Here is a 15,725-nt window from a genome sequence, read left to right as displayed (position 1 = left end):
GGATATCATGCCGAACGCCGCAGTTGAACTGCTCGAAATTGAACCGGATATTATCCAAGTGACAATGCAGGATAAAGCCCATAAAAACGCCTTCTCCAAAGAACTGACGGATGGATTGATGGAAGCATTCACCCGTATAAAAAAATCGTCAGTCTATAAAGCTGTGATTTTAACAGGATATGGCCATTACTTTGCTTCCGGAGGCACACAGGAAGGCCTGCTCAGGATTCAGCAGGGCATCACGAAGTTTACGGAAGACCGCATGTACTCTTTGGCGCTGGAATGTGATATCCCCGTCATTTCCGCCATGCAGGGCCACGGAATCGGAGGCGGGTTTGTCATGGGGCTTTTCAGTGATTTTGTCATTTTAAGCAAAGAAAGCGTGTATACCGCAAACTTTATGAAATACGGTTTCACCCCCGGAATGGGCGCTACCTTTATCGTTCCGGAGAAGCTTGGGGCAAGCCTCGGCCATGAAATGCTGTTAAACGGCGGCCACTACCGCGGCGGTGACCTGGAGAAAAGAGGGGTGCCTTTTCCGGTGCTTCCTCGGCAGGAAGTATTAGACTATGCGCAGGAATTGGCCCGTGAGCTTGCGGAAAAACCGAGAAACTCTTTAATTACATTGAAAAGGCACTTGGTGACGCCGTTTCGCGAGCAGCTTCCGGCCGTCATTGAGAAGGAGTTAATCATGCACGATGAGACGTTTCATGATGATGAAGTGAAAAAACGAATCACGACGATGTACGGAGTATAAGACATACATCTTACATACAGATGAAATGGAGGCAGCTCTATGAAAAGTGATATGAAGGCAAGCGGGTTACTCAAGCCATCTGTCAGCTATGGAAAATCATTGCGGCTTTCAGCGGATCAGCCGATGACGATTCCTGAAGTCCTGCACAAAACCGCCGCGGCAGCGGGAGATCAAAAGGGCATCACATATATACAGCCTGACGGCACCAAAGTGTACCAGACTTACAGCGGCCTGAAAAAGATCGCTCTTTCGATTGTGAAAGGGCTCCGCCAATCAGGAGTGAAGGCTCAGGATGAAGTCATATTACAGCTCAGTGACAATTCCCAGTTGATTCCTGCTTTTTGGGGCTGTGTTTTTTTAGGAGCGATCCCGGTTCCGCTTGCGGCCGCTCCGGCTTATACAGAAATGAACAGCGGGACGCAAAAACTGAAAGACGCTTGGATGCTTTTGAATCAGCCGTATGTCATCACAAGCCGTGACGTGCTGCCGGAGATGACTGAATGGGCGGAGGAGCAGGAGCTTTCCGGGTTTTGCGCTTTGGCGGCAGAAGATCTCAGTGCGCACGAAATGGATACGGACTGTCATCATCCCCGTCCGGAAGATTTGGCGATGCTGCTTTTGACCTCGGGAAGCACGGGCACGCCGAAAGCCGTGATGCTCAGCCATGAAAATATCGTCTGCATGGTCAAAGGAAATATTCAGATGCAGGGCTATACAAGTGAGGATGTCACGTTTAACTGGATGCCTTTTGACCATGTCGGCGGCATCGGAATGCTTCATCTGCGTGATGTTTATCTCGGATGTGAGGAAATCAACATACCGAGCGAATCCATTTTGATGGACCCTTTAAAATGGCTCGACCTGATTGATCATTACCGCGCTTCGGTTACGTGGGCCCCCAATTTTGCCTTTGGACTGCTTGCCGATTTTGCAGAAGAGATTCAAACGCGGAAATGGGACTTATCTTCCATGCGTTACATGCTGAACGGCGGGGAGGCCGCGGTTGCGAAAGTCGGACGCAGAATTATGGAGCTTTTAGAGCCGCACGGTCTGCCGGCTAATGCCATCCGTCCCGCATGGGGAATGTCCGAAACGTCTTCGGGCGTTATTTTCTCAGATGAGTTTACACTGGAAAACACGAGTGACGATGATCGTTTCGTCGAGATCGGTCTGCCGATACCGGGATTTAATATGAGAATTACGGATGACCGCAATCAAGTGGTGGAAGAAGGAGAAATCGGCCGCTTCCAAGTGTCGGGTCTGACTGTAACGAGCGGATATTATGAGCGCCCGGACTTAAATGAGAGTGTCTTTACAGAAGACGGCTGGTTTGAAACGGGAGATCTCGGATTTCTGCGTGAAGGCCGCCTGACGATAACGGGGCGCACGAAAGATGCCATCATTATTAATGGTGTGAATTATTACAGCCATGCCATTGAATCAGCCGTTGAGGAATTGCCGGAAATTGAAACGTCTTATACAGCGGCATGCGCCGTCCGGCCGAATCAAAGCACGACAGATGAGCTGGCGATTTTCTTTGTGACATCTGTTCCGTTGGATGAGAATCGCATGACGAAGCTTCTTCATCACATTCACCAGCACGTGACACAGAGAATCGGCGTTACCCCTGATTATCTGCTTCCGGTCGCAAAAGAAGACATTCCTAAGACGGCGATCGGGAAAATCCAGCGCACTCAGCTGAAACATTCATTCGAACAAGGGCAATTTGATTCATTACATAATAGCAGGCAAGAAGGCGGCAATTCAGAAACCGCTTCTGCCGAGAAAGATATTGAACGGGATTTTATCCGTTTTCTGAAAGAGGAACTTTCCATCGCAGATGAGCTCGTTGATCCAAATACGCCGTTTCAAAGTCTTGGCGTCAATTCCATCAAGATGATGAAACTCGCCAGATCAATTGAAAAAACGTATCACATCCGGCTGACGGCAAGAGAGCTGCACAAAAACCCGACGATTGGCGCTTTAGCGGCTTATACTGCTGAAAAAGCGGCAAACATGTCAGCGGAGCATCATTCCCAAAAAGCCGAACCGCCAGCAGAACGGGAGAGGCGGCAAACGGCGCCAGCGCTTTCAGAAGTCCAAAAAGGGCTGTGGACATTGCAGAAAATGTCGCCTGAAACGACTGCATACCATGTCCCGCTCTGTTTCCGATTCACATCCGGAATCGACAAAGAGAAACTGAAACAGGCGTTTCAGCTCGTATTAAAGCAGCATCCGATGCTCAAAAGCGCCGTGAATGAAACAGACGGCGGGTTATATTTCATAGAAGCGGCAGATCCTTTTGTATTCTCGGAAGAAGATATTTCTGACGTCAATGAATCACAAATATCCGCTCTGATACGGAAAAAAGTGAAAGAGCCGTTTGCCAAAGAAGGCGGACCTTTGCTGCGCGTGCAGCTGCTTTCAAAATCCGCCGAGGAACATTATCTTTTGACGGTCATTCACCACATCGTGTTTGATGGCATTTCATCTATTACATTTATTCACAGTCTGATGGATCATTATCAGGCGCTGCTGGAGGAAAAAGAAGAGTTTACATCCGCCGCTCCCGGCATTCATCCCGATTTCGCAACTTGGGAAAAGCGGTATTTAGCGGGTGAAGAAAGCAAAGCTGCCCGCGCTTACTGGATGAAACAGCTCGGGGGCGATCTGCCTGACCTTCAGCTTCCGCCGATGCGCACGGACAGCAGTATTCCGGAGTTTACAGAAGATACGCTGACACGCCGTCTTCCCGAACGGCTGCTGAATAATATAACGGCGTTTGCCGCATCCCGTTCGATTCATTTGTCTACCGTCATGCTGAGCTGTTACATGGTGCTTTTAAGCAAATATACGGATAAGGAAGATATTGTGACAGGCATGCCTGCAATGGTCAGACCCGAAGAACGCTTTGACGGAGTGGTCGGCCATTTCCTCAACATGCTTCCCATACGGAGCAGAGCCGGACGAAAAGAAACATTTGCTGACTTTGTTCAAAAGGTGCAGGATGCTGTTCTGGACGGACTGGATCACTCATTTTATCCGTTTCCGAAAATGGTGCGTGATGTGCATGCGAACCCCCGGCAGAACGGTTCGCCTGTTTTCAGCAATGCCTTTTTCTATCAGAACTTTCTGCAGCATTCAAGCTATCAATCGATGCTTGATGAATACAAGGAATTCTCCTGTGAGTTTGTAAAAGACATTCATCAGGAGGGGGAATATGATCTTGTATTTGAAATGTGGGAAGAAGCATCAGGCATGGATCTTACGATTAAATACAGCACCGAATTATTCGACGAAGCGGGGGCGGCCAGACTTTTCAGCCAGTTTGTACAGGCTGCTGAAGCTTTGACGGCGAATCCGGATACGCCGCTTGAGAACGTTTCTCTCATGACAAAAAGAGAGGAGCACATGATTCTTAAGACTTGGAATGAAACAAGCCGTGAATATCCGGATGCCTGCTTCCATGAATTATTCGAACGTCAGGCGGCAGAAACGCCGGACGCTTGTGCGGTCGTGTATGAACAGCAACAGCTAACGTACCGTGAGCTTGATGAAAAAAGCACGAAGCTGGCGCTCTATTTGCAGGCGCACGGTGCAGGCCCTGATGATCTCATCGGCATTTATACAGACCGATCATTGCATATGGCTGTCGGCCTTCTCGGCATTTTAAAAGCCGGGGGAGCGTATGTGCCGCTTGATCCTTCTTATCCCGCTGACAGATTGGAATATATGATCGCCGACAGCTGATTTAGAGCACTCTTTGAATTGGGGAGGCGTGCAGACCACTGCCATTGACCGCGATTGGTCTCATATTGAAAGTACAGCCGCGGAAAGAACGTCGCTGAAGCGGTTAGTGACACCTGACGATCTGGCGTATGTCATTTACACGTCGGGCAGCACGGGCAAACCGAAAGGCGTGATGATTCCGCACCGGGCGCTGACCAATTTCTTAATTTCGATGGCGAATGAACCGGGGCTTTCGTCCGAAGATAAACTGCTTGCCGTCACGACATATTGCTTTGACATCGCGGCCCTGGAGCTTTACCTTCCTTTAATCAAAGGAGCGGAGTGCAACATCTGTAAGACAGAAGTCACAAAAGACGCACGGAAGCTGAAAGAGCTGATTCAAGAGTACAAACCGACGATCATGCAGGCGACGCCGTTTACGTGGAAAATGCTCTTTCATTCCGGATGGTCAAATGAAGAAAAAGTGAAAATCCTTTGCGGCGGAGAGGCGCTTAGCGAACAATTGAAGCAGCAGTTTCTCGATACGAAAAGCGAGGCTTGGAATATGTTCGGGCCGACAGAGACGACAATCTGGTCCGCGGTGCAGCGTATAACGGAAAATGAGAGCGCGCTTACGATCGGACGCCCGATCGCCAATACCCGCGTGTATATTATGGATTCCGGTCTCAACCCTGTTTTAGAAGGGGTGCCGGGAGAACTTTGTATTGCGGGAGACGGATTGGCAAGAGGGTATTTCAACAAGCCTGAGCTGACAGATAAAGCTTTCGTCAGCCACCGGCTCGAACTGGGATCAAAGCTTTATAAAACAGGCGATATGGCGCGTTTTCTTCCCGGCGGCCGCATTGAATACATGGGACGGATGGATACCCAAGTCAAAATCCGCGGATACCGCATTGAACCCGGAGATATTGAGAGCAGGCTGAATGCCCATCCGGCCGTACAGGAAAGTGTAGTTGTTGTGAACAATCACTCCGGAAATGAAAAGCTTTGCGCGTTTTATATCCGGAAAAACGGAGAGCCGCTTCCGTCTGCAAAGGAATTGCGCAATCATTTGAAGCAAGCGCTGCCGGCCTATATGACGCCAGCTTCGTTTATCCGTCTTGAAGAGCTGCCGCTCACACCGAACGGAAAAGTGGACCGCAAGCTTCTTGCTGCCCGCGATCTGACGGAAAAGCAGCCGGACACACAAACATTTTCATCATCTCATATCCAGCAGGCGGTACTGGCGATTTGGCAGGATGTATTGAAAAGCAAAGATATAGAGCTTGATGACCGCTTTTTTGATGCGGGGGGAGATTCGCTTCTTGCCGTGACTGTCACTGACCGGATGACGCATGAACTGGATTGTGAATTCAGTGTAACGGAGCTGTTTGAATACGCGACGGTAAAAGACATCAGCCGGTATATCGCTGAACAAAAACCGAAAGAAGCCGTTTGGGCTCCTGTACCGCAAAAGAAAGTGAATGCAGAAGACCGGGAACATCCGGCGGGAGAATTTCCCGATTATTACGAGGACAGTCTTGCGGTTATCGGTATATCCTGTGAGTTTCCGGGAGCGAAAGATCATTATGAATTTTGGAATAACATCAAAGAAGGCAAAGAAAGCATCACCTTCTTTTCAAAAGAAGAGCTCCGCCGATTCGGTATTTCTGAAGAACTGGCTGATCATCCCGGCTTCGTTCCGGCTAAATCAGTTTTAGAGGGGAAAGAAATGTTTGATCCCGGTTTCTTCGGCTTTTCACCGAAAGATGCGGAATATATGGACCCTCAGCTGAGAATGCTTTTGCTCCATTCATGGAAGGCAATCGAGGATGCGGGGTATATCTCCAAAGAAATTCCGGAAACAAGCGTGTATATGTCTGCCAGCACGAACTCGTACCGCAGCCTGCTGCCGGGGGAGACGACAGCACAGCTGGAAACGCCGGATGGCTACGTGTCATGGGTGCTTGCCCAAAGCGGTACGATTCCGACGATGATTTCTCATAAACTCGGGTTGAAAGGGCCGAGCTATTTTGTTCATGCCAACTGCTCATCTTCGTTAATCGGCCTGCATTCGGCTTTTCAAAGCCTGCAGTCCGGCGAAGCCAAGTACGCCCTTGTCGGCGGTGCGACCCTTCATACGGAATCAAGCGCCGGGTATGTTCATCAGCCGGGGCTGAATTTTTCGAGCGACGGGCATATTAAAGCGTTTGACGCGGATGCTGACGGAATGATCGGCGGTGAAGGGGCCGGCGCCGTGCTCTTGAAAAAAGCGTCTGATGCGGTTAAGGACGGCGACCATATTTATGCGCTGCTGCGCGGAATCGGCGTCAATAACGACGGAGCGGATAAGGTCGGATTTTATGCGCCGAGCGTCAAAGGACAAGCTGAGGTCATTCAGAAGGTCATTGATCAGACGGGCATCCATCCCGAAACGATCGCGTACGTCGAAGCTCACGGCACAGGAACAAAACTCGGCGATCCGATCGAACTGTCCGCACTTCAATCGGTGTACGGCCGATATACAGATAAAAAACAATACTGCGGCATCGGTTCAGTCAAAACAAATCTCGGGCATTTGGATACAGCGGCCGGAATGGCGGGCTGCATCAAGGTTGTCATGAGCTTATATCATCAGGAAATCGCGCCGAGCATCAATTACAAAGAGCCGAATCCGAATCTTCATTTAGAAGACTCTCCGTTTTACGTAGCGGAAGAAAAGAAAGAGTTAACCCGTGAAAACAGAGCGCACCGCATGGCTTTAAGCTCTTTCGGTCTTGGCGGGACAAACACACACGCGATTTTTGAACAATATCCGGATGCATCTGAAGCAGCAGACGCTGCCGGTCCGTTCATCATTCCGTTGTCTGCCAGAAAAAAAGATCGTCTGAAGGAGTACGCAAAACAGCTGCTGGCTTTTCTGGAAAGAAAAACGGACACAGACCTCGCTGATCTTGCCTACACGTTCCAAGTCGGAAGGGAAGCGATGGAAGAGCGCGCGGCCTTTATCACAAGCGGCACTGCGGAGCTGAAGCGGCAGCTTGCCGATTTTATCAATGATAAGCCGGCAGTAACAGGCTGCTTCAGAGGAGAAAAACAGCAGGCGAAAGATATTGCCTGGCTTTCTGATGATGATGACAGCGCTGAACTCATTGAGAAATGGCTTGCGAAAGGAAAAGGACCGAAGCTCTGTGAAATGTGGAGTAAAGGCGTCGCCATCAATTGGCACAAGCTTTACAAAGACAAGCATCCGAAACGAATCAGCGTGCCGGTCTACCCGTTTGCAAAGGAGCCGTACTGGCCGAAAAAAGCAGAAAAGAACACATCTGCCGCACACACCGGAGTCTCAGTTTTACACCCGCTCGTGCAGCAAAACACGTCAGATTTGGCCGTTCAGCGGTTCAGCTCACGGTTTACAGGCTCAGAATTTTTCCTGAAGGATCATGTGGTCAGGGAAAAAGCGGTGCTGCCGGGAGCGGCATATTTGGAAATGTCTTATGAAGCGGTAAAACGTGCGCTTGGCGGCTTATTAAAAGACCAAGACAGAATAACGCTCCATCATACGGTCTGGATGAAACCGATCGTCGTTCACGAACAAGAGCGCCAAGTCCATATTGCGCTGTTCCCTGAAGAGGACGGCATCATCTCATATGACATTTACAGCGTAAACGCTGACGGCGAAGAAGTGCTGCACAGCCAAGGACGGGCCGAAATCATTAAGGCTGAACAAGAGCCTGAGGCCGACCTTTCTGCCATACAAAACAGATGCAAAGCGGATATTCTTGATCCGGCGGCCTTTTATCGGGAAGGCAGGAGCAGGGGGATGTTCCATGGAAGAGATTTCCAAGGTATTAAGTCCGCCTTTATCGGTGATAAAGAAGTGCTCTCGGACATACAGCTTCCGGATTCTGTTTCTCACACGAATGGACAATTTACACTTCATCCGAGCATCATTGATTCGGCTATTCAGACGGCGACGATTTGCATTATGCAGGAGTTTTCCGGACAAAAGCTGATTCTGCCGTTTGCGTTGGAATATCTTGAAGTCATCAAAGCATGCACGCCGGCTATACGGGCGCATGCACGTTTCAGCGATGGATATCAAACCGGTGATTCCGTGCAGAAAGCCGACATTGACCTGTTCGACGAAACAGGAGCGCTTTGCGTGAAGGTGAGAGGATTCTCTACGAGAGTGCTTGAAGGCGATGCAGAATCGGCTCAGCGGCTATCAGGCTCGGAAAAGGTCTTGTTTGCACCGGTCTGGAAAGAAGCCGCCGCATCCGAGAAAGCTTCTGTCCATGCTGATGAGCATTTGATCATACTTTGTGAAGATGCCTGCCGTATAAAAGATGAAGCGGCATCCGGCCTGAAAGACGCCGAACTGTTGATTGCAGAAGGTGAGGGTGAAACAGCCGCTGAACGCTTCCAAAGCTTTGCGCAGACAATCGCCGAACACATCCGGCGGATCATCAGCGAAAAAAGGCAGGGCCGCATTCTGATTCAGACCGTTATCTCAGCAGACGGCAGCCAGCAATTGTTTGCGGGGTTAACAGGTTTGTTAAAAACAGCCGAGCTGGAATACGGAAAACTTGACTGTCAGCTCATCGAAATGGAATCAATCGGCGAAATGCCGGCTGTCGCTCAAAAACTGAAAAACGACAGTCATCGGCCGCATGATAAACATATCCGTTATAAAGGAGAAAAACGGTATGTGAAGGCTTGGGAAGAAATGCATCCCGCAGGGGGCGGCATCGTCTGGAAGGACGAAGGTGTATATCTGATTACCGGAGGCGCGGGAAGCCTGGGCTTGATGTTCGCAAAAGAAATCGCAGGTCGCGTAAAACACCCGAAAATCATTCTGACCGGCCGCTCAAATCTGGCAGAAGCCAAACAGCGTGAGCTTGCTATGCTTCAGCACTCCGGCGCAAATGTCGTCTACAAAAAGCTGAATGCGGCAGACCGGCGGGAAAATGAAGCGCTGATCAAAGAGATTACGTCGGAATTCGGAAAGCTTAACGGAATTATTCACGCTGCGGGAGTGATACAAGACCGCTTCCTGCTGCAAAAAACGAAGGAAGAGTTCAGAGAAGTACTTGACCCGAAAGTCATCGGAACCGCTTATTTAGATGAAGCCAGCAAAGACTGCAATCTTGACTTTTTCGTATTGTTCTCCAGTGTTTCTGGCGTTCTCGGCAATGTCGGGCAGGCTGATTATGCCGCCGGCAACGCGTTTATGGATGCATACGCCGCTTACAGGCAATCCCTTACGGAGAATGGCCTTCGGCACGGAAAAACGGTCGCCTTTAACTGGACGCTGTGGAAAGATGGCGGTATGCAGGCGGGAGACGAGACGGAGAAAATGATGAAAAAAGCTTTCGGCATGGTTCCGCTTCAAAAGGCGTCAGGCCTGGCTGCATTTTATGAAGGAATGGCTCAGGAAAAGCCGCAACTTTTAGCAGCCGAAGGACACGCAGCAAAATTAAAACAGTCGTTCCTATCTGTTTCTGAAACTGAAAAGCCGCAGGTGCAGAGTATAGAGCCTGTATCCGCCGTTTCGGGAGACAAATGGCACGGTGCGCTTATCCGATTGGTCAGTTCAATTTTAAAAGTCGGCCAAGACGAGATTGATATTGATACGGAACTGAGTGAATACGGTTTTGATTCCGTATCGTTTACCGTCTTTACGAATCAATTAAATGAAGCGTATCAGCTGGAGCTGGCGCCGACGATCTTCTTCGAACACGGGACGATCCGCAGTTTAGCAGAGTATTTGACGGATGAGGCAGAAGCCGGCCTTCCTTCTCAGCCGGAAGAAAAACACGATGCAGAAGAATCTCTTCAAACGCTTCACACCGCTTTGACAGCCATGGTAAGCGGCATTTTAAAAGTTGACCGTGAGGACATTGAGACAGATACGGAATTGAGTGAATACGGTTTTGATTCCGTATCCTTTACCGTCTTTACGAATCAATTAAATGAAGCGTATCAGCTGGAGCTGGCGCCGACGATTTTCTTTGAGTACGGAACGATCAGCGGTCTCGCCGGATATTTGGCAAAAGAGCATCCGGGCCGTTTCGGCGAAAAGAAGAAAGAGTCTCCGAAAAAAGAGCAGCCAAAAGCCCAAAAACCGAAAATGCAGCGGAAAAAGCGCTTCGCAACGGTAATGAACGCTGCGGCAGCGACACAAGAGCCGCGACGCTTGGACCCGGTTGCCATTGTCGGAATCAGCGGCCGATTCCCGGGTGCAAAGGATATAGAGGAATTTTGGCGCAATTTGAAAGAAGGAAAGGATTCGATCACAACCATTCCGAAAGAACGCTGGGATTGGCAAGCGTTTGATGGCGACCCGAATCTTGAAGGGAACAAAACGAATATCAAGTGGGGCGGCTTTATCGACGGAATAGCTGAATTTGATCCGCTGTTCTTTGGGATTTCACCGCGGGAAGCCCAATATTTAGATCCGCAGCAGCGGCTGTTATTGACTTATGCATGGCGGGCGATAGAAGATGCGGGCTGTAAGCCGGAAAGCCTTTCCGGCACAAATACGGGCGTCTTTATCGGCACCGGAAATACTGGTTATAAAGATTTGTTCACAAGGGCAGGTCTTGCGCCGGAAGGACATGCGGCGACAGGCAGCATGATTCCTTCCATTGGTCCGAACCGTTTGAGCTATTTGTTAAATCTTCACGGGCCGAGCGAGCCGATTGAAACGGCATGCTCAAGCTCGCTTGTGGCGATTCACCGGGCGGTATCCGCTATAGAAAACGGAGAATGCGACATGGCGATTGCCGGGGGAATCAACACGATTCTGACGGAAGAAGCGCATATCAGCTACAGCAAAGCAGGCATGCTCAGCAAAGACGGAAAATGCAAAACCTTCTCCAAAGATGCCAACGGGTATGTCAGAGGAGAAGGCGCGGGAATTCTGATGCTGAAGAAACTGACAGATGCAGAACGTGACGGCAATCCGATTTACGGCGTGATCCGCGGTACGGCTGAAAACCACGGCGGCCGGGCGAATACGTTAACCTCGCCGAATCCGAAACTGCAGGCTGATTTATTGGTGAAAGCATATCGGAAAGCGGGAGTGGACCCGAGCACCGTCACGTATATTGAAGCGCACGGTACAGGAACGGAATTGGGCGATCCGATTGAAATAAATGGTCTGAAAGCGGCGTTTCACGAGCTGGCGAAAACAAATCAAGAGCCTGAAGTCTCCGGTCACCGCTGCGGCATCGGTTCGGTCAAAAGCAATATCGGCCATTTAGAGCTTGCCGCGGGAGTATCAGGCGTCATGAAAGTGCTTTTGCAAATGAAGCACAAAACGCTGGTGAAAAGCCTGCATTGCGAGACGATCAATCCGTACATTCAGCTTGATGACAGTCCTTTCTACATCGTGCGGGAAAATCAGGAATGGACGGCAGCAAAAGATAGAAACGGAAACGCCATTCCGCGCCGGGCCGGGGTCAGCTCATTTGGCATCGGCGGGGTCAACGCCCATATCATCATTGAAGAGTATGTCCCGAAAGCAGCCGCTCAGCCTGAGCACAGCCCGGAAAATCCGGCAATCATCCTTTTGTCCGCCAAATCAAAAGAAAAACTGTTTGAACAGGCGCAGCAGCTGCAAAAAGCAATCCGTCAAACGCCGTATACAGATCAAGACTTGGCGGGCGTCGCTTATACGCTGCAAATCGGAAGGGACGAAATGGAAGAGCGCTTGGCCATTCTTGCAGCGACGATGGCGGAATTGGAAACAAAGCTGGAAGCATTTACAAAAAACGAGAAAAACATCGCCGGGCTGTATACCGGCCAGTCTCACCGCAATAAAGATACGTTTGCCTTGTTCACGGCAGATGAAGATATGGACATCGTCATTGACGCCTGGATTAAAAAAGGAAAATTCGCCAAGCTGGCAGAGGTATGGGTGAAAGGCGGCGTATTGAATTGGAACCGGCTGTATGAAAAGGGTACGCCGCGTTTACTCAGTCTTCCGTCTTATCCGTTCGCAAAAGACACGTATTGGGTGCCTGAGAATCCTGACAAAAAGAAGGTCCATACAGAGGAACGGATGAAACGTATTTTGACGAAACAATGGGAACTGAGCCCGCTCGAACTGGGTGAACCGTGCGCACGTTCCGTTGCGATTTTGACAGGCGGGGACACGATCATTCTCGCAGAAGAGATTGCAGCGCATATGCCGAATCACCGTATTATCACAACATCAGACCTTACCGGTGTATATGACTGGCAGGCGTTTGGCGGAGTCATCGACCTTCTCGGCGCAGCGAAAGAAGAAGCTTCTGGAGATATGACCGGTATCAAATGGCTTCAGCAATTGATTGAGCATGGGCATAAAGAAGGGATAACACTGCTTTGTGTCACGAAAGACCTTGAGTCATTAAATAAAGAGGCCAATCAAACAACAGGAGCAAAACGGGCCGGTCTGTACAGAATGCTGGCATGTGAGTACGGTCATCTGTCTTCAAGGCATCTCGACCTTGAAGGAGCGCTTTCTGATGACAAACTGGCGAAGCAGATTGCCGATGAGTTTCATGCCCGTACTGATGACGCGGAAGTTTGCCGGAGGGACGGCTTGCGCTACCGCGCCGTATTGAGCGGCTCAGAAAATATGAATATGCAAGGCGAGAGAATTGATTTTCCGGACAACCATGTGCTTCTGATCACCGGAGGGACGAGAGGGATCGGTCTTTTATGCGCACGCCATTTTGCCGAACATTACGGAGTGAAAAAACTGGTGCTTACAGGACGTGAGACCCTTCCGCCGCGAAGTGAGTGGACAGGCGGACTGAATGGGGTGACGGCTTCTGTAAAAGCGAAAATTGAAGCTGTTCTCGACTTGGAATCCAAAGGTGTACAAGTGAAGGTATTGTCAGTCCCGTTAGCTGATGAAGCCGGGCTGAGACAGGAACTGAGTCAGATAAAACAGACGCTCGGACCTATCGGCGGCGTGATTCACTGCGCGGGTGTGACCGATAAAGAGACGCTCGCATTCATCAGAAAAACCGATGAAGACATACAGCGCGTGCTCGAGCCGAAAGTAGACGGGCTTCAGGCGTTATACAGTGTGCTCAGCGAAGAGCCGCTGAAGTTTTTCGTCTTGTTCTCTTCCGTGTCAGCTGCGATACCGGCGCTTTCGGCAGGACAGGCCGACTATGCCATGGCCAATGCGTATATGGACTATTTTGCAAACTCATACAAAGAGCAGCTGCCGATCGTAAGCATTCAGTGGCCGAACTGGAAAGAAACCGGAATGGGCGAAGTAACGAACAAAGCTTATAAAGAGAGCGGGCTATACAGCATCACGAATGCAGAAGGATTACAGCTCCTTGACGGCATACTTCTTGAATCAGCAAGGGGCCCGGTGCTGCCGGCCGTTCTGAATCCTAAGCTGTGGAAGCCGGAGCGATTCCTGCGGCGGAGCAGGCAGGATCAGCCAATGAGTCCGGCTATGGTAAAACCGGCGGAAAAAACCGCTGATACTGCCGCAGACAACGCTCAATTAACAAGGAAAACAGAAGAATGGCTGAAAGAATTATTTTCTGAAGAGCTGCGGATTGACCAGGATCAGCTTGAGACAGACGTATTATTCCAAGATTACGGAGTGGACTCCATTATCCTTGCCCAGCTTCTGCAGCGGATCAATCGGAATCTCTCGGCATCGCTTGACCCGTCCATTCTGTATGAATATCCGACGATTCAATCTTTCGCAAATTGGCTTCTCGAAGGATATACAGAAGTTTTGTCAGAACGGTTTGATTTGGCGGCGGCGGAGCCTGTTCTGAAGAAGCCGGCTGAGCCGGTGATTGAAACACAAGCCGTTAAGGTGCAAGAAGAGCCGGCCGGAAAACAGATTCACCGGGAAGATATCGCGGTCGTCGGCATGTCCTGCCGGTTTCCGGGAGCGGCTTCTTTAGAGGCGTACTGGTCGCTTTTGGCTGAAGGCCGTTCGGCTATCCGTCCTGTTCCGGCTGAACGATGGGGGTGGAAGACGCCTTATTACGCAGGAATGCTTGACGGAATCAATCAATTTGATCCGGACTTCTTTTTACTGGCAGAAGAAGATGTAAAGGCAATGGACCCTCAAGCTTTGGCCGCTCTGGAAGAATGCCTTAACCTGTGGTATCACGCGGGCTATACGCCGGATGAGATAAAGGGAGAAGCAATAGGTGTGTATCTCGGCGGACGCAGCCGTCACAGACCGGGTGAAGAGAAACTGCTGGACGCGAAAAACCCGATCGTCGCGCTTGGCCAGAATTATTTGGCCGCCAATCTCTCTCAATACTTTGATATGCGCGGCCCGAGCGTTGTCCTCGATACGGCTTGTTCTTCTGCTTTAGTCGGAATGAATATGGCCGTGCAGGCTCTTGTAACAGGAGAAATAAAAGCGGCCGTCGTCGGCGGCGTGAGCCTGTTTGAATCAGAAGAAACCCATAAATTATTTGAACAGCGCGGCATATTAAGTAAAGCGCAGTCGTTCCATGTATTTGACGAACGCGCCGATGGAGTCGTGCTGGGCGAGGGTGTCGGAATGGTTCTATTAAAAACCGTGTCTCAGGCGATTGAAGACGGAGATTCTATTTATGCCGTAGTGAAGGCGGCATCCGTCAATAATGACGGAAGAACGGCCGGCCCGGCTACGCCGAGTCTGGAAGCGCAAAAATCCGTCATGAAGACGGCTCTTGAAAAAAGCGGAAAACAGCCGGAAGACATTACTCATATTGAAGCGAACGGTTCAGGCACGGTCGTGACGGATCTGTTAGAACTGAAGGCCATTCAATCCGTCTACCGTTCAAAAGACGCCGGCCCGCTCGGAATCGGATCTGTGAAACCGAACATCGGGCACCCGCTTTGCGCGGAAGGAATTGCAAGTTTCATAAAAGTTGTTCTCATGCTGAAAGAAAAGAGCTTTATCCCGTTTTTATCAGGTGAGCATGAAAATACACATTTTGATAGAGAAAAGGCCAATATTCAGTTCAGCCGCACTCTGGCAGACTGGCCGTCACCAATACCGGCGGCAGGAATTAACTGCTTTGCCGACGGCGGAACAAACGCCCACGTCATTGTGGAAGCGTGGCAGGAAGACGAAGGGCGCCGAATCAAGCGCCATCCTTTAACACCGCCTGCATTAAATAAGCGGCTGATTTCGCCGGACAACAAAGAAGAAACGAACGAAAAAGCTGCGGCAAACATCTGGGATACCTATGAAGTGGAGGTTTAA

1 protein-coding gene and 1 pseudogene are annotated in these 15,725 nt (G+C 50.1%); both read left to right on the top strand.

The window, feature by feature from the left end:
* The first annotated feature begins 7 nt into the window (after positions 1 to 7).
* Complete coding sequence (locus OTK50_RS00815; RefSeq protein ID WP_003154094.1) at positions 8 to 757, top strand: polyketide synthase; 750 nt, start codon at positions 8 to 10, stop codon at positions 755 to 757.
* Positions 758 to 796: 39 nt separating this feature from the next.
* A pseudogene (locus OTK50_RS00810) lies at positions 797 to 15,725 on the top strand (amino acid adenylation domain-containing protein).

The organism is Bacillus sp. NEAU-CP5 (genome assembly GCF_026420705.1).
GTDB classification, from domain to species: domain Bacteria; phylum Bacillota; class Bacilli; order Bacillales; family Bacillaceae; genus Bacillus; species Bacillus velezensis.
This window is presented reverse-complemented; position numbering and strand designations above follow the sequence as displayed.

Coding starts and splice junctions, on each gene's coding strand:
- OTK50_RS00815 (WP_003154094.1), top strand. CDS start 8: ATGCCGAACGCCGCAGTTGAACTGCTCGAAATTGAACCGGATATTATC.